General features: G+C 48.3%; 18 protein-coding genes. 9 read left to right on the top strand and 9 right to left on the bottom strand.

Annotated elements, in window-relative coordinates; translation table 11 throughout:
- The first annotated feature begins 140 nt into the window (after nt 1-140).
- Nucleotides 141-1,412: an MgtC/SapB family protein gene (locus tag AC51G0_RS05975; RefSeq protein WP_496301138.1), complete on the top strand. Its 1,272-nt coding sequence runs from the start codon at nt 141-143 to the stop codon at nt 1,410-1,412.
- Nucleotides 1,413-1,462: 50 nt separating this feature from the next.
- On the opposite strand, the gene AC51G0_RS05980 is transcribed toward AC51G0_RS05975, so the two are convergent.
- From AC51G0_RS05980 to pspF, 6 genes are all read right to left on the bottom strand, one after another.
- Nucleotides 1,463-2,287 (bottom strand): peptide ABC transporter ATP-binding protein, encoded by an 825-nt coding sequence (locus tag AC51G0_RS05980; RefSeq protein ID WP_496301139.1) that lies wholly within the window; start codon nt 2,285-2,287, stop codon nt 1,463-1,465.
- Nucleotides 2,284-3,285: a peptide ABC transporter ATP-binding protein gene (locus AC51G0_RS05985; RefSeq protein ID WP_496301141.1), complete on the bottom strand. Its 1,002-nt coding sequence runs from the start codon at nt 3,283-3,285 to the stop codon at nt 2,284-2,286. The genes AC51G0_RS05980 and AC51G0_RS05985 overlap by 4 nt, the downstream gene beginning before the upstream one ends.
- Complete coding sequence (gene sapC / locus AC51G0_RS05990; RefSeq protein WP_496301142.1) at nt 3,285-4,172, bottom strand: putrescine export ABC transporter permease SapC; 888 nt, start codon at nt 4,170-4,172, stop codon at nt 3,285-3,287. The genes AC51G0_RS05985 and sapC overlap by 1 nt, the downstream gene beginning before the upstream one ends.
- Nucleotides 4,159-5,121 (bottom strand): ABC transporter permease, encoded by a 963-nt coding sequence (locus tag AC51G0_RS05995; protein WP_496301143.1) that lies wholly within the window; start codon nt 5,119-5,121, stop codon nt 4,159-4,161. The genes sapC and AC51G0_RS05995 overlap by 14 nt, the downstream gene beginning before the upstream one ends.
- Before the next feature lie 4 nt (nt 5,122-5,125).
- Complete coding sequence (sapA, locus tag AC51G0_RS06000) at nt 5,126-6,745, bottom strand: ABC transporter substrate-binding protein SapA (RefSeq protein WP_496301144.1); 1,620 nt, start codon at nt 6,743-6,745, stop codon at nt 5,126-5,128.
- 149 nt (nt 6,746-6,894) lie between these two features.
- Nucleotides 6,895-7,902, bottom strand: a complete 1,008-nt coding sequence (gene pspF / locus AC51G0_RS06005; RefSeq protein ID WP_496301145.1) for a phage shock protein operon transcriptional activator — start codon at nt 7,900-7,902, stop codon at nt 6,895-6,897.
- Nucleotides 7,903-8,136: 234 nt separating this feature from the next.
- Between pspF and pspA the strand changes: the two genes are divergently transcribed.
- From pspA to tyrR, 6 genes are all read left to right on the top strand, one after another.
- Nucleotides 8,137-8,802, top strand: a complete 666-nt coding sequence (gene pspA / locus AC51G0_RS06010; RefSeq protein ID WP_496301146.1) for a phage shock protein PspA — start codon at nt 8,137-8,139, stop codon at nt 8,800-8,802.
- Between the two features lie 48 nt (nt 8,803-8,850).
- Entirely contained in the window at nt 8,851-9,075 is a 225-nt protein-coding gene (gene pspB, locus AC51G0_RS06015) for an envelope stress response membrane protein PspB (RefSeq protein WP_496301147.1), read from the top strand.
- Nucleotides 9,072-9,458: an envelope stress response membrane protein PspC gene (gene pspC / locus AC51G0_RS06020; protein WP_496301148.1), complete on the top strand. Its 387-nt coding sequence runs from the start codon at nt 9,072-9,074 to the stop codon at nt 9,456-9,458. Before pspB ends, pspC begins: the two co-directional genes overlap by 4 nt.
- 168 nt (nt 9,459-9,626) lie before the next feature.
- Complete coding sequence (locus AC51G0_RS06025; protein ID WP_496301149.1) at nt 9,627-11,024, top strand: YcjX family GTP-binding protein; 1,398 nt, start codon at nt 9,627-9,629, stop codon at nt 11,022-11,024.
- Nucleotides 11,021-12,052, top strand: a complete 1,032-nt coding sequence (locus AC51G0_RS06030; protein ID WP_496301150.1) for a YcjF family protein — start codon at nt 11,021-11,023, stop codon at nt 12,050-12,052. The genes AC51G0_RS06025 and AC51G0_RS06030 overlap by 4 nt, the downstream gene beginning before the upstream one ends.
- 268 nt (nt 12,053-12,320) lie before the next feature.
- Nucleotides 12,321-13,856: a transcriptional regulator TyrR gene (gene tyrR / locus AC51G0_RS06035; RefSeq protein ID WP_496301151.1), complete on the top strand. Its 1,536-nt coding sequence runs from the start codon at nt 12,321-12,323 to the stop codon at nt 13,854-13,856.
- A gap of 41 nt (nt 13,857-13,897) precedes the next feature.
- Here tyrR and AC51G0_RS06040 read toward each other — a convergent pair whose 3' ends face one another.
- Complete coding sequence (locus AC51G0_RS06040; RefSeq protein WP_496301152.1) at nt 13,898-14,386, bottom strand: methylated-DNA--[protein]-cysteine S-methyltransferase; 489 nt, start codon at nt 14,384-14,386, stop codon at nt 13,898-13,900.
- Nucleotides 14,387-14,590: 204 nt separating this feature from the next.
- Here AC51G0_RS06040 and rimJ point away from each other — a divergent pair, with 204 nt between their 5' ends.
- Nucleotides 14,591-15,172, top strand: coding sequence for a ribosomal protein S5-alanine N-acetyltransferase (gene rimJ / locus AC51G0_RS06045; protein ID WP_496301153.1), 582 nt, complete (start codon nt 14,591-14,593; stop codon nt 15,170-15,172).
- A gap of 152 nt (nt 15,173-15,324) precedes the next feature.
- Here the strand turns inward: rimJ and pyk are convergent, their stop codons facing one another.
- The gene (pyk, locus tag AC51G0_RS06050; RefSeq protein ID WP_496301154.1) at nt 15,325-16,770 is read right to left on the bottom strand and encodes a pyruvate kinase; all 1,446 of its coding nucleotides are present in this window, start codon (nt 16,768-16,770) and stop codon (nt 15,325-15,327) included.
- 417 nt (nt 16,771-17,187) lie between these two features.
- Nucleotides 17,188-18,042 carry a MurR/RpiR family transcriptional regulator gene (locus AC51G0_RS06055; RefSeq protein ID WP_496301155.1) on the bottom strand — a complete coding sequence of 285 codons (855 nt, stop codon included), beginning with the start codon at nt 18,040-18,042 and terminating at the stop codon, nt 17,188-17,190.
- Between the two features lie 318 nt (nt 18,043-18,360).
- Here AC51G0_RS06055 and AC51G0_RS06060 point away from each other — a divergent pair, with 318 nt between their 5' ends.
- A complete protein-coding gene (locus AC51G0_RS06060) occupies nt 18,361-19,209 on the top strand; it encodes an SDR family oxidoreductase (RefSeq protein ID WP_496301156.1) in 849 nt (282 codons plus the stop codon).
- Nucleotides 19,210-19,697: the final 488 nt, after the last annotated feature.

Raw genomic sequence — 19,697 nt, forward strand, 5'->3', positions numbered from 1 at the left:
CGTTTTTTATGCCCTCATAGTCCTATAAGATTCAAAGTTTCGATAATCATCGACGTTACAAGGGCTATTTTTAAATACACTTATATAGTTATTTCTTTGTTATGTCAGTCATGGATGCAATTTTGCTGAGGAGAGCGAAAATGGACCTGGCATTCGACTTTGATTCTTCATTCTGGCGCTTGTTCATCGCTTTGATACTTGGTGCCATTATTGGTATCCAGCGAGGTTGGGTTGATCGGAATGAGGCCGCGGGCTCGCGGATTGCAGGAATTCGGACCTACTCCCTGATTGGACTGATGGGGGGGCTTTGTGGCTTATTGACTCAAATCTTTTCCGAGCTGTTCTTAGGCTTTTCGTTACTCGCCTTTTCCGTTGTGATTATTGTGGCTTATGTAAAAAGCCAAAGAGTGAAAATAAACCTGAGTATTACCGGCTTGGTGGGCATGCTGATCACCTTTTTGCTTGGTAGTTTAGCCGTTGTCGGCGAGCCTGTTATTGCCGCATCTGCCGCCGTGATCACTGCTATTATTCTCGATAATAAGAAAGAACTCCATGCGGCTTTAATGAAGTTGCAAGAATATGAGCTCGATGCCGCTTTACGACTGCTGTTGATTTCGGTTGTTATGTTGCCGCTACTGCCCAATCAAGGAATGGGGCCATGGCAGGCCATAAATCCCTATGAAATTTGGTGGATGGTTGTACTTATTGCCGGCATTGCGTTTGTCGGTTATTTTGCGATTAAAATCGGTGGAGCAGAGAAGGGGATCTTGTTTACCTGCCTGTTCGCCGGTTTGAGCTCTTCAACGGCGCTGACACTGCAGTTCTCTCATCTCTCCAAACAGCAGACCCACTTAAGCGGTTTGCTTGCCAGTGGTATTTTAATTAGCTGCGGCACCATGTTTCCACGAATTTTGTTTGTCTGCTCGGTGGTGAATTACGCTTTGGTCGAATTACTTTGGCTGCCTATGTTGTTGATGATGCTTGGCTTTTATCTGCCAGCTTATTGGATATGGCACCATAATAAGTTAGACAGTGATAAGCCGCCTGAAGTAAAACAGAACCCGTTGGCCCTATCATCAGCATTCTTTTTCGGGATCGTACTATTGCTGATCATGTTGCTGTCTAATCTGCTGCAAGAATGGTTTGGTAACACCGGGACACTATTGTTAGCAGCTATATCAGGTATTACCGATGTTGATGCCATTACGTTGGCGCTTGGCAGGCAAAGTGCGGATGGCTTATTGGTCAGCACGGCGATGCTGGGTATTTTCATTGCAGCTGCGGTAAATAGCCTGATCAAAATGGGCATGGCCTGTGTCATTGGCGCAAAGCCACTGCGCAAGTTTGTCATTGTACCGATTGTGGGCTCGGTGCTTTTAGGTGCTGGTGCGGTGTGGGATGCTTTTGCTTAGCGTACCCTGAAATTAAACGGGCTGTAGCCAGCCCGTTTGAAGATTCAGTTTTAGCACAAAATTTTTGGTGTCGCACTGCTAATACGGTTGGTTCGATCGTGTGACGGTGCAGAGAAATGGCTATCGAGCAGCTTCTGGGTCAGTGGGTGCTGGGGATTGTTGAATACTTCAGCCGTCTTTCCCTGTTCGACGACTTCGCCTTTTTGCATCACCATCACCTTATCGGTAAAGTGCTTGATAACCCCCATATGCTGCGATACGTAGATATACGACAGCCCCATTTCTTCCTGCAATTCCAGCAGTAGGTTAATGATCTGCGAGCGCATCGACATGTCTAAGCCGTTCAATGCCTCATCGGCCACAATAATGCAAGGCTGGAGGATTAAGGCACGGGCAAGAGAAACACGTTGCTTCTGTCCGGTTGCCAACATTTGTGGATAAAAGTAGGCATGCTCTGGCAGCAGACCAACACGCTTGAGGGTCATCATGATCCGGCGCTCGCGGGCTTGAGGCGTCATATTGGTATTACGCTTGAGTGGCCCTTCTAGTATTTTACCGATCTGGATCCGTGGGTTAAGAGCGGTGTTGGGATCTTGGAAGATCATCCGGATCAGCTTGCAGCGAGTTTGGAAGTCGTTGGGTTCCAGTGGTTCACCGTTTACCCGGATAACTCCCTCGGTTGGCTCGACAACACCCGAGAGCATTTTAGCCAGGGTAGACTTACCTGAGCCATTTTCGCCAATGAATGCGATAGTCTCGCCAGCTTCTAGCGAGAATGATACCGGTTTAACAGCCTCGATCGTGCGGCGGCGGAATAAACCGGAACGGTAGTGATAATCTTTTTTAAGATTCTCGACTTCTAATAGCGCACTCACTTCTTGGTTTCCTCCATATTCAGCGGAAAGTGGCAGCTGAATTTGTGGTTTTTAATTTTCCTTCTTTTCGGCACTTCAACACACTTGCGCTGGGCATGGGGACAGCGCGGGCCTAAACGGCAGCCGATGGGTAGGTGCTGCAGTGGCGGAATAGAACCGGGTAGCGTTTCCAATTTACTCTTATGTGGTAGAACATCCAGATTGAAATCCGGCATCGCGCGAAGGAGTGCTTCGGTATAGGGATGGTGCGGCGATTGCAGCAGTTGTTTTCGGCTTCCTGACTCAACCGATTGGCCACAATACATCACGGTGATCCTATCAGCCCACTGGGTGACGGTGGTCAGATCATGGCTGACCAGCAAAATTGTAGTATTGCCCAATTGGTTCATCCGGCTTAGCAGGCGGAAGATCTGGGCCTGGGTGATTGGATCCAAGTCGTTGGTGGGTTCATCGGCTATCAATAGGCGAGGACGGTTGGCAATAGCCATCGCAATCATCACCTTCTGGCATTCACCGTCAGTGAGTTCATATGGGTAACTTTTCATCACCCGCTTGTGATCTTTGATCCCGACCTTGTGCAGTAGGGCGATGGCTTGCTTCTGGCGCCACTGAAATCGCTGCCACCAATGGCCGCTGAATGATAACGAAGGGATGGCTTCTTCCAGCTGCTCACCGACTTCTTCCGACGGATCCAGGCACGAAGATGGCTCCTGGAAAATCATCGCAATTTCACGGCCGACTATTTTTCGGCGCTCACGTGCTGATAGTGATAGCAGGTCAACATTACCAAGCCTCAGGCGGTCGGCGCTAACCCGCCAGCTGTCTTTTGTTACCCCGGCAATGGCTTTGGCAACTAAGCTTTTGCCTGAACCGGATTCCCCGACTAACCCCCTGATCTCACCTTCGTTGAGGGTCAGGCTCATACGGTCGACCGCTTTTACCATACCCTGAGGGGTTTCAATTTCTATGGTCAGGTTACGAATATCTAATAATGGCATTAATCAATCCCCGCATTGATCGCTTGGCGGAGGCCTTCTCCTACTAAGTTTACAACTAATACGCTGAAGGTGATTGCAAGTCCGGGCAGAGTCACAGTCCATGGCGCCAAATAAATGAGCTCGATGGAATCTCCCAGCATCGCGCCCCACTCGGAGGACGGTGCCTGGGCACCTAGCCCGAGAAACCCCAGTGCGGCAATGTCCAGTGTGGCGATGGATATTGCCCGGGTGAACTCGTTGGTAATAACGGTCAGAATATTGGGCAGAATAGAGTTGTACAGCAGATAGAAGTCATTGGCACCATCAAGGCGCGCTGCAATGATGTAGTCTTTTTCAACTTCGTTATGTACTGCGGTATAAACGGCACGAATAAAACGCGGGATCAGTGCCAGCCAGATAGCCAGAAGGATATTGAGTTCCCCGGGGCCCATATAGGCAACCACAATGATGGCCAATAGCAGAGACGGAATAGAGAGCACGGTATCAAGAATATGATTCAGGAAGCTCGACTTTAACCCGCTGGTCATGCCTGCCATGACACCAATGATGATGCCAATCACGCTTGAGGCCAGGGCAATCAGCAGCGCGTAGCCAAACGTCAGCTGTGAGCCTAGGATTAAACGGCTCAAGATGTCTCGGCCAAGATCGTCGGTGCCAAAGAAAAACTCGACATGGCCGCTCGGATCCCAGGAAGGTGGCATCAGCAGTTCACCCACCTGCTGGTTAGGGGCATAGGGCGCGATAAATTGCGCGGAGAGGGTAATGAGCAGTAGGAAGAATAGGCACCATAACCCGAACATTGCCAGCGAATTGCTCCGGAAGTTCTGCCAGGCCCGTTCCCATTGGGTCGGGATCTTCTGCTCCTGGTAAATGTTATTTGATAGCATACCATTCCTTTCTGACAAGCGGGTTTACAATAGCGCCAGCAAGATCTGACAGAATGTTCGCAATTAGGATAAAACTGCCGACAGTAATAACACCGGCCTGGATCGCAACGTAGTTTTGATCAGCGATTGCGTTTAGCAGCCAGCGGCCAATACCCGGCCAGTTGAAAATTGATTCGGTCAACATGGCAAAGGTCATCATGGTCGAAAATTGCATGCCGAGTTTAGGGATAATCGGTGGGATAGCATTTTTCAGTACATGGCGCATGATAATTTCGAACATCGACAAGCCTTTGGTCTGCGCAACTTTAATGAAGTTTTGGTTCATGACTTCGGCTACAGATGCCCGGGTGAGACGGACTACCTCGGTAGTTGGCGCCATTGCCAGTACCAGGGTTGGCAAGATCAGATGACGAATGGTATCCATCAGGGCTTCGGCGCGGTATGGCTTATCAGAGAGCAGAACATCAATCAGGGCAACGCCGGTAACATGGTCAATTTCATAGAGCACGCTGTAGCGACCGGCCACAGGAAGCCAGCCAAGTTGCTGAGAGAAGAGCATGATTAGCAGGACGGCCAGCCAGAATAACGGGATCGAATAGCCAAGTAAGGCGAGCGACGAAATAGAGGTATCAATAAACCGTCCGCGCTTAACTCCGGCCAGTGTTCCCAGTGGAATACCCGCCAGCAGAGACAGGCTAAAAGCGAAGAAGCAAAGCTCAAGAGTTGCGGGGAATACAGTTAATACCTCCACTAACACTGGAGTCCCACTTTGATTCAAGCCGAGGTTGCCAGCAAGAAGGTTATCTATGTAGGTGAACCAGCCATCCCAAAATGGCTGGTTGCTCCAGAGTGCATTTTGGTCGAGGCGAAGAATACTGAACCCGATCAAGGTCAAAATGGCCATGGTGATCATAAATAGGTTCAAACGTCGAATAGTATAAATAAACATGCTATTACTCGCTGCGGTAAACACTAGAGAAAGAGCGAGTACCGAAAGGACTCATTTGTAACCCACCTAGAGATTGATGGTGAACTTGGAAGTGGACACCGTGAGCGAGCGGAATAATCGGTACCTGGCTATCTAGAATATCCTGTGCGCGATGATAATAATTCACGCGATGCTCGAGCTTGGTGGTGCGCGATGCCAGTTCAAGCAGGTTGTCAAAGCCGAGATCACACCAGTTGGCCACATTCAGGCCGGCACTCTTGGCACTGCATGACAGCAACGGGCGGAGGAAGTTATCGGGGTCGCCATTATCGGCGATCCAGCCGGTTAAAACCATGTCGCTGCTAGCTGTGGTGGCAGTACTTAATCGGCTCAGTACTTCCTGGGTATAGATAGTGAGCTGAACACCCACGGCATTCAGATCGGCCTGGATTAATTCCGCGGTTTTTCTTGGGCTAGGGTTATAAGGTCGTGGTTCTAGCGGCACCCACATCGTAAGGCGTAGGTTTTTGTCATAGCCAGCCTCTTTTAGCAATGCCAGAGATTGAGCCGGGTCATAATCCAGTGCCTGGCTGTTGTGGTTATAAGCCCAGGACATTGGCGGCAAGATACTTTTGGCCTTGGTTCCAGTACCGTAGTATACCGAGTTCAATAGGTTTTCGCGGTTAATTGCAAGGTTAATCGCTTTGCGTACCCGTGGGTCTTTCAACTCAGGCTTGCTGTTATTTAGCGCCACAAAAGCCACATTCATCCCTGTTTGGGCAATGAGTTCGAATTCTTCGCTATTACTGATCACGGGCAGTTGGCTGGCCACGGGAGAAGAGAGGACATCACATTCCTTGCTGAGCAATTTAGCCAGTGTCCCCGTACCACGAGAAGAGATATCAAATACGATTTGCTCCATCGGCGAAGCGCCTTGCCAGTAGCCCCAATGGCGCTCTAGGCGGATCAGGTCGCTGGGCATGTATTGAGCAATGAAAAAGGGACCGGTGCCAATCGGTTTCATGTCCAGCTGCTGCAGTTTGCCGGCTTTTAGCAGGTTTTGTGCATATTCTTGCGAATGAATGACCGCATAGGTGGTGGCCAGGTTTGACAGAAAGGCGTTATCTGGCCGTGATAAGGTAAATTTAACCGTATGGGAGTCAACGAGGTCGATATTTTCAATCAGGCTGCTGAAGCCCTGGCTTTCAAACCAAGGGTAGCGGCCACCGGACACTTTATTGAAAGGGTGGTTGGGATCGATGATTCGCTTAAAGCTGAATACCACATCTTGGGCATTGAGCTGCCGCGTTGGCTTAAACCACTCTGTGGTCTGAAATTCGATACCTTTGCGTAGGTTAAACGTATACTCAAGGCCATCATCACTGACCGACCAGCTACGGGCTAGAGAGGGCAGCGGCTGGTGGCTGATCGGATCTAACCAGAGTAAACGGTCAAAAATTTGCGCAGCGAGAGTATCAGCTGTCAATCCGCCATCAATGAGCTGGGGATTGAAGGTCGTCGGTTTATCTTGCCCGCAATAGACGAAGCCGCGGCTACGAATATTGCTATCTTGGTGAGGTTCAGAGCAGCCAATTAGGCTGAACAGTCCGAAGCACGCAAGCAGTAGACGAGTAAAGGCGCTCATAAAGAAAAGGAATTTTTTGAAAACAAGTGGGTAAATTTAACATTATCCATCACTGTCACCAAGCTATCTCCTTAAATAACCTTCAATAACTCAGTACTATTGCCCTTACAGATATGCTCAAGCAGGGCAATAGAACCGTTTTCTAGCGATTATTCTGAATTGCCAACAAGTTGGTATTTGCGCAATAGGCCTCTAAGTTGATGGTAGCTTAAACCTAATAAATCAGCGGCTTTTCGCTGATTAAATTTGGCCTGCTCCAGGGCTTGGCGAATGACGTTGACTTCCTGATCTTGCTGCCACTGGCGAAAATCGAGCGGGAAGCTGATCTCGGCCTCGGGGGGAGCTGTTATCTCGGTTTGGGCATCTTCAGCTGGCTGGTCGTGCCAGGGGGCATGAAAAGGATCGATAACGATGTGATCGACAGGCTCATCTTCCAAACTATGGCGAAATACCGAGCGTTCAATTACATTTTTTAGTTCGCGGATATTACCAGGCCAGTGGTAAGCCATTAGCTCTTGCCTGGCTGCTGATGTAAAACCAGCAAAGTAGCCATAGCCTAGTTCTCGGCACATACGTACCGCATAGTATTCAGCCAGGGGCTGGATGTCGTCACGGCGTTCTCGAAGCGGTGGCAGGTGGATAATATCGAATGCCAGGCGGTCTAGCAGATCGGCGCGGAACTTTCGTTCTTCGGCAAGTTGCGGCAGGTTTTCATTGGTCGCACAGATCAGGCGTACATTAGCCTGGCAGGTTTTACTGCCGCCGACACGTTCATATTCGCCATATTCAATCACCCGTAGTAGTTTTTCTTGTACGCCAAGCGGGGCGGTTGCCAGTTCATCCAAAAACAGCGTGCCGCCTTCTGCTCGCTCAAAGCGTCCCTGGTGCCGACCTTTGGCCCCGGTAAACGATCCTGCTTCATGGCCAAACAGCTCTGAATCAATAACCCCTTCGCTCAAGGCGGCACAGTTCAGTGTTACCAATGGCTGATCCCAGCGCTTGGATAGGTAGTGGATCCGCTGGGCAATCAGCTCTTTGCCTGTTCCCCGCTCACCCAAAATAAGGATCGGCCGGTTTAGCGGAGCGAGGCGGGAAGCCTGATCAAGCACGGCAAGAAAAGATTCCGACTCACCGATGAGGTTATCTGTTTTTTGCATGGTCAATCTCGCTAATAGTTGGCGTATATTTTCACACCATAGCACTGAATGAAGAAGCCTGCAAAGGTAACTTATTGATAAATAAGTAACAAAAAGTTGGCATAGTGCTTGATATGTATTGGGTACGAGTTCCTGGGAAAGCAGTTCCTAGGAAGAACAAGAGCTTGACCGGTTCATGAGGATTCTGAATTCTGCAGGACCTAGGAATCCCAATCAAATCTAAGGAGATTAACTATGGGTATTTTTTCTCGCTTTGCAGACATTGTAAATGCAAACGTCAACTCTTTGCTGGATAAGGCAGAAGATCCGCAGAAAATGATCCGCCTGATCATCCAGGAAATGGAAGATACACTGGTGGAAGTACGTACATCATCGGCACGTGCACTGGCAGATAAAAAAGAGCTGCAGCGCCGTATTGATTCATTGCAGGCACAAAGCGATGACTGGCAGCAAAAAGCGAGTCTGGCGCTGCAAAAAGGCCGTGAAGATTTGGCCCGTGCGGCACTGATCGAAAAGCAGAAGCTTAGCGATGTCGTATTGACACTGAATGAAGAATATAAGCTGGTTAAAGATACCATCAGCAAACTAAGCGGTGAAGTCGCTGAGCTGGAGCGTAAGCTGCAGGAAACCCGTGCTCGTCAGCAGGCTTTGGTTACCCGACATAAAGCGGCAGGTAATCGCCGTGATGTTCGTCGTCAGCTAGATACTGGTAAAGCCGATGAGGCGCTGTCGAAGTTTGAGCAATACGAGCGTCGAATTGATGAAATGGAAGCCGAAGCCGATAGTTATAATGTTGGCCGGGGCAAAAACCTGGAGCAGGAGTTTGCTGATCTGCAGGCGCAGGATGAAATTGAAAAAGAACTTGAACGTATGAAAGCAAATATCAAGGATAAAGAGTAAGATAGTGACAATATTAAGTTCTGCACGATTCGAGGATGGAGGTAATTTATGGGTTGGATAGTATGGCCATTAATGGCGTTTCTTATTTTTGTGGCGCCATTATGGTTGATTCTGCATTACCGCGGTCAACGTCATGCCAGCCAGGGCTTATCAGGCGATGAGCATGAGAAGCTGCAAACCCTTGCGATGCGTGCAGAACAGATGCAGGAACGCATCAAGACACTGGAGCAGATACTGGACGAGGAAGCGCCACAATGGAGGCAACGCCGATGAGTAAAACCTTGTATCGAGATCCGCAAAACGGAAAGATAAGCGGGGTTTGTGCGGGTATTGCTGAGTACTTCGGTATGGAAATTTGGCTGGTAAGGATCCTCGCCGTTTCTGCTTTTTTGTTAGGGTTAGGCTTCTTTGCTACCGTTGCCTATATAGCGGCAACCTTGATCCTGGATAAAATGCCGGAGGAGAGAAGAGAGCAGCAATATGTTTATCGTGAGCATACGGTAAAACAGAAACCTTGGCAGGCGGGACTGCCACCTGAGCAAATTCTGCAAAATGTCGAGACTGAGCTGGACCAGATGGAGAAGAACCTGCAGCACATGGAGGCTTATGTCACCTCATCGGCCTTTAAGGTGTCTAGAGAGTTTAAAAACCTCTAGGGCAGAGCCCTGATACCCGGTGACTTCATTATTCCTGAAGCAGGCCTTATGCCTGCTTTTTAATGTTTATTATTCCATCCGATATGAATTCAATCAGATAACTTCATTCATCAGTGGTTAATATTGGGATCGGTATTCTTCATATCGAATAATGATTTAGGAAAAAGTATGAATCGAATTGGTAACGAGTTAAATAAGTTAGTGAACCGCAGCTTGGACCGTCACGTACGTCTTGCGGTGACGGGGTTGTCACGTGCGGGCAAAACGGCTTTTATTACATCGCTTGTTAATCAGTTGCTTCATGTTAGCACCAACCCGAGGCTTCCTCTGTTTTCTGCGGTACGAGATGGCCATTTGCTCGGAGCCAAGCGGGTCCCGCAGCTTGATATGCATGTACCTAAGTTTGGTTATGATGAAGGCATGAATGCACTGTTGTCTTCCCCGCCTGCGTGGCCAGACCCAACCCGAGATGTCAGCCAGACCCGGTTGGCACTGCGTTACAAGCCGCAAAAGGGACCGATGAAGCTGTTGCAGGATACGGCAACCCTGTATTTGGATATTGTCGATTATCCGGGGGAGTGGCTGCTGGATTTACCACTGCTTGAAATGGACTTTCTAGGCTGGTCACAGCAGCAGGCTAAACTATTAAAGGGCAAGCGCCAGGAACTGGCTCAGAGCTGGCTTGAGATGGCTGAGAGTATCGATCCGCTGGCTCCGGCGGACGAGGTTCAAATTGAACGGCTTTCGGCAGCATTTACTGAGTACTTGTATAAATGCAAGGCAGAAGGTGGATTGCATTGGGTGCAACCAGGTCGATTTGTGCTTCCTGGCGAGTTGTCCGGTGCGCCAGTACTGCAATTTTTCCCGTTTGTATGGGCCGATAAGTACCCGGAATCCCAGTTGCAACAGGCGGATGAACATAGCAATTTCGGCATGTTAAAGAGCCGCTATAAGTACTATCAGCAACATGTTGTCAAAGCGTTTTACCGTGAGCATTTCTCTAAATTTGATCGCCAGATCATTCTGGTTGACTGTCTGCAGCCACTAAATACCGGGCCTGAGTCGTTCAATGACATGCGCCAGGCATTGGATCAGTTGATGCAAAGCTTCAAATATGGCCGGAGTTCATTGCTGAAACGTCTGTTTTCACCCCGTATTGATAAGGTTCTTTTTGCTGCCACCAAAGCTGATCATGTGACTCCCGAGCAGCACCCTAACCTTGTTAGCCTGCTTCAGCAGATGGTTAATGATGCCTGGCAGACGGCATCGTTTGAAGGGATCAAAATGGATTGTGTCAGCCTGTCATCGATTCAGGCGACCGAGCCTGGATTTGTGTCCCATCAAGGGCAGCAAGTACCGGCGCTACGTGGTCACACCCTGGCTGAACAGGCGCAGATGTTATTTCCGGGAGAAGTGCCGCGTCGCTTGCCAAACGACTTATTCTGGCAGCAGCACGGCTTTGATTTTGTCAATTTCCGCCCGCTCGAGATCCAAAGTGATGAACCCTTGCCACATATTAGAATGGATAAAGTGCTGGAATACCTGTTGGGAGATAAACTGCAATGACACAGTCTTATAAAACGAAAATAGTCTTTGAAGAGCCCGAGCAGAAAGCTAGGGAGCATGAGCCTGAACTGACAGCCCAGCAGCAGTTTGCCAAAGACAATAGTTTTTTACCGGATGCGGCCTCAGAGCCAGATGTGGAAGAGCAGCTGGCCCAGACACTTGCCAGCAAGCCCAAGCGAAGTGGTCGCTGGTTTAAGGGGCTGTTGTTGGCAGCGGCAGCAATGACTGGTTGGCAAACGCTGGACTATGTCGTTACAGCTTATCAAAGTGCTGACTGGCTTGCTCTTGGCTGGAGCGCCATTGTCACCGCGGTTGCCGCAACCGGAATTACGGCACTGGGTAGTGAGCTCTTTAAGCTGCGCCGCCTGAAGCAACGTCAGTCAGAGCGTGAACAAGCGCAGATGCTGCTGGATGCCGACGGTATCGGCCAGGGCAAATCGTTTTGCATGAAGCTAGCTAAGCAGAGCGCGATCAGGGAAGACCATATCGGTTATGATCGCTGGGTACAGTCATTAGCTGCGACTCACAATGATCGTGAAGTGCTGCAACTCTATGATCAGATGGTATTGACACACCAGGACAAGCTGGCTCGTCGCTTAGTCGCGAAATATGCCAGCGAGGCGGCAGTTATGGTCGCAGTCAGCCCATTGGCCGTTGCCGATATGCTGCTGGTCGCGTGGCGAAACTTCAGGCTGATTGATCAGATCTCGGTTGTATATGGTGTCGAACTGGGGTACTGGTCACGAGTTAAGCTGGTGAAGCTGGTACTGGCTAATATGGCTATTGCCGGAGCAAGTGAAATGATTGCTGATACCGGCATGGATATGCTGTCGATGGATCTGGCTGGGCGAATGTCGACACGCGTGGCGCAGGGGGTAGGGGTTGGCTTATTGACCGGGCGATTGGGGTTGAAAGCCATCAGCTTAATGCGTCCATTACCATGGCAGCCTGAGCAGCAGCCGAAATTAAGTGAAATTCGTAAAGATCTCGTGTTACGCCTAACTCGTCAGCAGAAAGACCCTAACTAATCATTGAGAAAAATAGCCGATTGGGGATGGTACCCAGTCGGCTATAACTGGCGTTATATTCAGATTGATACCTCCCAAGCATATTGAAAAATAGCTTGAATGCTCCAAATGTTCTGGTTATTAAACCGGCAAACCCACCTTGGTATACTGTGTGATCTCTCATCATGCACCATCGGTAACTTGACTCGCATACCGTGAAGGCGCACACTTCTCAGGTGTCAACAATTCCTGACACCTTGTAAGAAAAGAAAATGAGAAGGCATGTGATATGAGGCTACAAGTCTTTTGTGAAGACCGAGTTGGCATGACCCGCGAGCTGCTGGATATTCTGACCAGCCAGCAAATTGATTTGCGGGGTATTGAAATTGATCGAATAGGGATCATCTATCTCAACTGCCCGGAGATTGAATTTGAGCAGTTCAGCCAGCTTATGTCGCAAATCCGCCAGCTTGATGGTGTGACTGATGTCCGTAAAATTCAGTTTATGCCGAGCGAGCGTGAACATAAAGAGCTGAAGGCATTGCTAGAGACACTGCCGGATCCGTTTTTCTCTATTAATCTGCAAGGTAAAATTGACTTGGCTAATGACGCGGCCGAGTTGCTGATGGGCAAATCCCGCGGGGATATCTTAGGGGAGAATATCCAGTCTCTTCTTGGCTTTAATTTCCACCGCTGGCTGGAAAAAGAAGAGGCTGCGAAACGCAGTGAGATGGTCGTGATTTCCGGGCTGGATTATATGATGGAAATCATGCCGGTCTACGTTGCCGATGAAAGTGAAAAGTCGGTGCTGGCCAGCGCAGTCATCTTGCTGAAATCATTATCAGAAGCCAAGATGCCAGTCGCTATGCGCGAGATCAGCGGAGACAATGGTTTTGAACACTTCGTAGGACAGTCTTCCCGGTTCAAGCACCTGCTTGCCCAGGCTAAAAAGTTATCACTTCTTGATGCTCCATTGTTAATCCAGGGTGAAACCGGGACGGGTAAAGAAATGTTGGCCCGTGCTTGCCACCAGCGCTCATTAAGGCGTGAACAGCCTTTTTTGCTCGTGAACTGTGTCTCTATGCCGGATAACGCTGCTGAAACCGAGCTGTTTGGTTTTGCGGGCAGTGCGACTGAGCCGGGCAAGAAGGGGATTTTCGAACAGGCAGATAGCGGTACGGTCTTTCTGTATGAAATTGGCGAGATGTCTGCACACCTACAAATTAAACTGCTTCGCTTCCTACAGGACGGTACGTTCCGCCGGGTCGGTGAAGAAAAAGAGATGAAAGTCGATGTCAGGGTGATCTGCTCAACGCAGAAGAAGTTGCCGGATTTGGTCGCGGCGGGTGAATTCCGAGAAGACCTGTATTACCGCTTAAATGTGCTGGCGCTGGTGGTGCCGCCGCTGCGTGAGCGTACTGGTGATATTGTTCCGCTTGCTGAACTGTTCCTCGCGCAATTTTCGCAAGAGATGCAGCAACCGAAGCCAGCTATCTCTGATGAACTGGCACACTATCTCAGCCAGTATGCATGGCCAGGTAATATCAGGCAGTTACGCAACGTCTTGTTCCGTGCGATGACTCAGATCGAAGGTCCTGAAGTGACTGTTGATGACGTACAGCTACCGGAAAATGAATCGGCAAGCATTATCAGTGACGAAACGCTTGATGGTTCTTTAGATGAGATCATGAAGCGCTATGAATCGGGAATTTTGAATAACCTTTATCGCAGCTATCCGTCGACACGCAAACTGGCGAAACGCTTAGGCGTCTCACATACTGCCGTTGCGAATAAACTCCGTGAATACGGAATTAGTAAGCCTTAGTGAAGCCGCAATAAAGTAACAAGGAGGCTTCGGCCTCCTTTTTACTTTGGGGGCTGGAACAATGTCAATTTGCCCGATTCCAGTGCCAATAGCTGCAGGATCATCTCTTGTCCGTAACGGCAACTTGCCTGTCGGCTATTGTCGCCCAGAACCCGGTGGCAGGGAATGATGATGGGAATAGGATTTACATTTTTTGCCATTCCGATAGCCTGAACGGCAGCGGGTTGCTGAATCTTATTGGCAATTTGTTGATATGAGAAGCAGGATCCAAACGGAATTTCAGTTATTGCTTGCCAGACTTGCTGTTGAAATGGAGTGCCCTGAGGGGCCAGTGTGAGAGTGAACGTTTTACGTTGTCCTTGTAGGTACTCCTGAAGCTGGGAGGTGTATTTTCGCATGAATACCGGATTGTGTTCCCAACCTGAGTCCGGGCAAAACCCCCCGCTACCTACTGTAAGTTGCCTGAGCCCTTGGCTATCTGCAAGTAAATAGATTTTTCCCAATACCGTATCAAGGTAGTCGTAATACATAATCATCACTATTAGGTTAAAGGATTACTACTAGGCGGTAGCACTGAGTGATCCAATCATAGCTCAGAAAATAGGCTGGAACGCGTATTTCCTGAGCAAAACGTTAGTCCTGTCATTCATTTATGAAATCACGAAAAGTATGTTGTGTGAAGGTTGCGTGTGATAACGTTTTAAACTTAGATTTGAACAAAAGGTGAGGTACTGTTGTTTCATTCAATAATAAACCGTTCTCCGGCAATCATGGTGGATGATCTCAAAGTACGGCTAATCACTACTCGGGATGCACCGCTGATTGCCGCGTATTATCAGAGGAACAGGGCATTTCTGCAGCCTTGGGAACCACTACGGGAAGAGGCCTTCTTCACAGAAGCTGGCTGGGAGAAACGTTTAAGTCAGCTTGCAGAATTACATAAGCATAAACTGGCTTATTACTTTGTGATTGTAAAGCCTGACTCAGATGAGATCTGCGGGGTGATCAATTACAGTAATTTGGTCAGGCATCCTTTTTTTGCCTGCCATGTCGGCTACTCGTTGGATGAAGGTTGCCAGGGGCTGGGGATAATGCGACGGACCCTTGAGGCGACGGTGGAGTGGATGTTCGAGCAGCAACACTTTCACCGGGTAATGGCGGCATATATGCCAAGAAATCAAAAGAGTGCCGCGGTTCTTAAGGCATCTGGCTTTGAAAAAGAAGGGGAGGCCAAAGACTATCTCTTGATCAATGGCCACTGGGAAGACCACATTCTGACAGCACGGACCAACCCTAACTGGACTCCACCTAAGTAACGAGATGAATCACCGAGGATATACTTCGCATCGTAGGTATTTCGTTTCGAGAGGCTAGAAAAAAGCGAGAGTGCTTGTAGACTCTCGCTTTTTAGCTCTTACTCTCTGCGACGCTTCACGCTTCACGCTTCACGCTTCACGCTTCACTGCTTTTATTCAACCGTCAGAATACGCATATTATTGGTAGAACCAATAATATCCATTTCATCACCCTGAGTGATGATCACCAGATCGTCTTTAGTTAGATAGTTTTGCTCTTTCAGTACTGCGATAGCATGTTTTGCTGCCGCCAGGCCGGCATCGCTGTCACGGTCGAAAAATACCGGTGTTACACCGCGGTATAGTGCGGCACGGTTTAGCGTACTTTCATTGCGTGATAGGGCAAAGACAGGCAGGCCAGAAGAGATACGGGACATCATCAGTGGCGTACGTCCTGATTCTGTCATTGTGATCATCGCTTTAACGCCTTCCATGTGGTTTGCGGCATACATGGTCGACATGGCGATGGTTTCCTCGGCAGACGCAAAAGTGCGAGCCAGGCGGTGGTTAGAAACGTTAATGCTAGGCTCTTTTTCTGCACCGACACAGACGCTAGCCATTGCTTTGACGGTTTCTTCCGGGTATTGGCCCGCCGCCGTTTCGGCTGACAGCATAACGGCATCAGTCCCGTCCAGTACGGCGTTTGCCACGTCCATCACTTCGGCGCGGGTTGGCATCGGGCTGGTGATCATCGACTCCATCATCTGGGTCGCGGTGATCACCGTGCGGTTCAGGCTGCGTGCGCGGCGGATCAGTTTTTTCTGGACGCCAACAAGTTCTGGGTCGCCAATTTCAACCCCGAGATCACCACGGGCAACCATGACGGCATCAGAAGCCATGATAATGTCATCCATCGCCTCGGTGGTTGCGACCGATTCGGCACGCTCTACTTTAGCGACCAGTTTTGCTTCAAGGCCTGCGTCTGTTGCTAGGCGACGGGCATACTTCATGTCTTCGCCGTTACGTGGAAAAGAGACGGCCAGGTAGTCAACTTTCATCGACGCAGCGGTGATAATGTCCGCTTTGTCTTTATCCGTCAGGGCTTCTGCAGATAGCCCGCCTCCTTTTTTATTGATGCCTTTATTGTTCGACAGCGGGCCACCTACCGTGACTTCAGTGTGGACTTTGTTTCCCTCTACCGCGGTTATTCTAAGCTGAACGCGACCATCATCGAGCAGCAGGATATCGCCGGGAATGACATCTTTAGGTAGTTCTTTGTAGTCAAGACCAACGGCATTTTGGTCTCCTTCACCTTTAGGTAAATCGCTGTCCAAGGTAAACTTGTCACCGATAGCCAGCTGAATTTTATCGTCTTTGAAAGTTGAAACTCGGATTTTAGGGCCTTGCAGGTCACCTAAAATAGCCACGTGCTTACCAAGCTTCGCAGCAATTTCACGTACAGTTTTGGTGCGCTGGATATGATCTTCAGGGCTACCGTGAGAGAAGTTCATTCGAACTACGTTGGCACCGGCTGCAATAATTTTTTCCAGATTATTATCGCGATCAGTTGCAGGGCCCAGGGTAGTTACGATTTTTGTACGTCTTAGCCTTTCAGACATTGGAAACTCCATCTTTATTTTGTGGAAGACAATGAAAACGATTGCCTTAAGCAATCAGGCTCATTGAATGTGAATGAAATTTTACTACAAGCTATCGCTTTACTGAGCTGTTCTCAATCAACAAAATGTAAGAAAATACCAAGTCCAGATGAACAAATGATGAATAAATTTTCATTGTCAGCCAGACGGTTGTGTTTGGTACGAGGTAACAATAAGTAACACAGGGCTGACTGATTTATTGCAAGATGCCAGTAATGGCACCCATTTAGGAGCAACGACCTAACTGTAATAAGTGTAGTGCTTCGTCGATTGAATGGGGGAGTGTAAGGTAAGCTCGAAGAGAGCCTGAATAAAAAAGCATGAACTTGCAGTTCATGCTCTTTTGTCGGTGGAGACTGAATGCCAATGCAGCAGGCCCTACATGATGCCTTCTTTCGAGAATCGGGAGTCTTTCAGTGACTCTTTTACCCGTTTAAGGTTTTCACGAAATCCCGCGCCTCGGCGTAGGGTGAAGCCTGTTGCCAATACATCGATTACCGTCATCTGAACAACGCGACTTGCCATCGGCATATAAATGTCAGTGTCTTCTGGTACATCGAGGCAGATGGATAGAGAACACTCACGATCAAGTGGTGAGTCTTTGGCTGTAATACCGATGACAGTTGCACCATTTTCTCGGGCCATACGCGCTATCTCAACCAGGCTCTTGGTTCTGCCTGTATGTGAAATCATGACCACAACATCACCATCTGAGCAGTTGATTACGCTCATGCGTTGCATGACAATATCATCAAAGCAAACGATAGGGATGTTAAAGCGGAAGAATTTATTTTGGGCGTCATGGGCGACAGATGCTGAAGCACCCAACCCAAAGAAAGAAATTTTCTTCGCTTGAGTGAGCAAATCAACAGCACGGTTTACCTGCATTGGGTCCAAGCTGTTTTTGGCAACATCCAGGCAGGCCATGGTTGATTCAAATATCTTTGACGTATAGGCGTCAGGGCCATCGTCCTCTTCAACGTTACGATTAACGTAAGGGGTTCCATTGGCAAGGCTCTGCGCTAAGTGCAGTTTAAAATCCGGAAACCCTTTGGTATCAAGGCGACGGCAAAAGCGGTTCACTGTAGGCTCACTAACATCTGCCATCTTGGCCAGTGTTGCAATACTAGAATGAATCGCTGTCTGTGGTGATGCAATGATCACTTCAGCAACCTTACGTTCAGATTTGCTGAAGTTATCTAAGTTCTTTTGAATTTTCTCTAGGGTATTCATAGCGATTACCGCGCTTCGTTACTGAATTTCATTAGAGGTCCTCATGATGACATGAAGCCAATTTGATGAAACTATACTACTTTTCATGGATCTGCTCCTAGCAATTCCACGAATAAGCCTTTTACTTTTTATTATAGTTTGACAGGGATCGAATTTTTCCTTTCAGTTTTGAAAATTTTTTTAATAAAAATGCCTACCACGTACGAAATAATCGCTTTTTTATGTTGTTTCCTTTCATTTGAAAGGAATTAATTTACAGGTCGAAATAAATGATTGTAGTTATTTTATGTCATACGTTGCATTTGAAGGGGGAGTAATATGAAAATAAGTGTATGTGGTTGTGGCTGGCTTGGACTTCCGCTGGCAAAACAATTAGTGCTAAACGGCTATCAAGTTTATGGCAGCAGTAGAGATCAAAGTCGGGCAGCCGAGATAGCTGGGTCCGGTATTCATGCTATCACTCTGGTACTTCCTGTTGAGCTGCAGGAAAACAAGGCTGATCTTGAACATCAATATAGTGAGTTTTTTAAGACAGATACTTTGGTAATAAATATTCCTCCTGGCCGTGGCGACGGGGCTGATAAGAATTTCATTGCCGCAGTTAAAAGCTTGTCTGCTGTGGCCAAAAGATATGGCTGCAAGCGAGTTATCTTTATCAGTGCAACGTCTGTTTATGGCAGTGTGACGGGGGAGGTAGACGAGGTTACGGCACCTTTGCCTGATACTGCTTCAGGTCATGCCCATTTTCAACTTGAGCAATGGTTGCATGAGCAGTGGGGAGAGAACGTTGTCGTATTACGGCTTGCAGGGTTAATTGGTCCTGGCCGGCATCCGGTGAAGTATTTAGCCGGAAGAAAAGCATTAGCCAATGGTTCGGCTCCTGTGAATTTGGTTCACTTGGATGATTGTATCCAGGCGATAGAACACATCATTGCATGTTGGCCATCTCAAAAGCTATTGCATCTATCAGCACTAGCACACCCATCGCGCCAAACCTATTATACAAAAATGGCCTTAGCCGCAGGGTTGCCAGTACCGGAGTTTCTTGAACCTTCGAGCGGTGAGGGTAAAGTGATTAATGCCAAAAGGACCTGTGAGATTTTAGGTTTAACTTTGATATATCCTGATCTGATGGTGCTGCCCCCTGAGCTACCCCATATTGTGTGAACGTATACCCAAGTGATCTCACACTGAATCCTGCAACTTGAGGTCACTTGGATATAGCAATTCTTGGGCAAAAAAAAAGCGCTGAGAAAATCTCAGCGCAACAATCCATGATATGAATAGGAGTTAAAGCAGCAGTGGCAATTAATAGTTACATGCTCAACTGTTACTTAACATATGCTGAGCCAATAACATCAATCTTACTTAATATGACTACACCGAATTGCGAAGGTTCAAAAAAAACATAGAAAAAGGCAATTTTATTTATTTAGGTCTGCTTCATCTGCAAATCGAGGTCAACGCAAATTAATCGATGAAACATAAGACGAGTAAATAATCTTTACATTTAGTTAGTTAACAATAGTGGCTTCGCAGGCTAGGACGGTAATAGCCTCGCAATCCCTCCCCTTAATGCCAACCTCATTAATAGTAGTGGTTGAACACCAAAGTCATTACAACACGGGGGAAGTATCTATGCAGGAATGGTTGCC

It is taken from the genome of Photobacterium sp. HL06, assembly GCF_059552575.1.

Coding starts and splice junctions, on each gene's coding strand:
- tyrR (WP_496301151.1), top strand. CDS start 12,321: ATGAGGCTACAAGTCTTTTGTGAAGACCGAGTTGGCATGACCCGCGAG.
- AC51G0_RS05995 (WP_496301143.1), bottom strand. CDS start 5,121: ATGTTTATTTATACTATTCGACGTTTGAACCTATTTATGATCACCATG.
- pspC (WP_496301148.1), top strand. CDS start 9,072: ATGAGTAAAACCTTGTATCGAGATCCGCAAAACGGAAAGATAAGCGGG.
- AC51G0_RS06025 (WP_496301149.1), top strand. CDS start 9,627: ATGAATCGAATTGGTAACGAGTTAAATAAGTTAGTGAACCGCAGCTTG.
- sapC (WP_496301142.1), bottom strand. CDS start 4,172: ATGCTATCAAATAACATTTACCAGGAGCAGAAGATCCCGACCCAATGG.
- pspB (WP_496301147.1), top strand. CDS start 8,851: ATGGGTTGGATAGTATGGCCATTAATGGCGTTTCTTATTTTTGTGGCG.
- AC51G0_RS05985 (WP_496301141.1), bottom strand. CDS start 3,285: ATGCCATTATTAGATATTCGTAACCTGACCATAGAAATTGAAACCCCT.
- pyk (WP_496301154.1), bottom strand. CDS start 16,770: ATGTCTGAAAGGCTAAGACGTACAAAAATCGTAACTACCCTGGGCCCT.
- pspA (WP_496301146.1), top strand. CDS start 8,137: ATGGGTATTTTTTCTCGCTTTGCAGACATTGTAAATGCAAACGTCAAC.
- AC51G0_RS06055 (WP_496301155.1), bottom strand. CDS start 18,042: ATGAATACCCTAGAGAAAATTCAAAAGAACTTAGATAACTTCAGCAAA.
- AC51G0_RS06060 (WP_496301156.1), top strand. CDS start 18,361: ATGAAAATAAGTGTATGTGGTTGTGGCTGGCTTGGACTTCCGCTGGCA.
- AC51G0_RS05975 (WP_496301138.1), top strand. CDS start 141: ATGGACCTGGCATTCGACTTTGATTCTTCATTCTGGCGCTTGTTCATC.
- AC51G0_RS06040 (WP_496301152.1), bottom strand. CDS start 14,386: ATGTATTACGACTACCTTGATACGGTATTGGGAAAAATCTATTTACTT.
- AC51G0_RS06030 (WP_496301150.1), top strand. CDS start 11,021: ATGACACAGTCTTATAAAACGAAAATAGTCTTTGAAGAGCCCGAGCAG.
- sapA (WP_496301144.1), bottom strand. CDS start 6,745: ATGAGCGCCTTTACTCGTCTACTGCTTGCGTGCTTCGGACTGTTCAGC.
- pspF (WP_496301145.1), bottom strand. CDS start 7,902: ATGCAAAAAACAGATAACCTCATCGGTGAGTCGGAATCTTTTCTTGCC.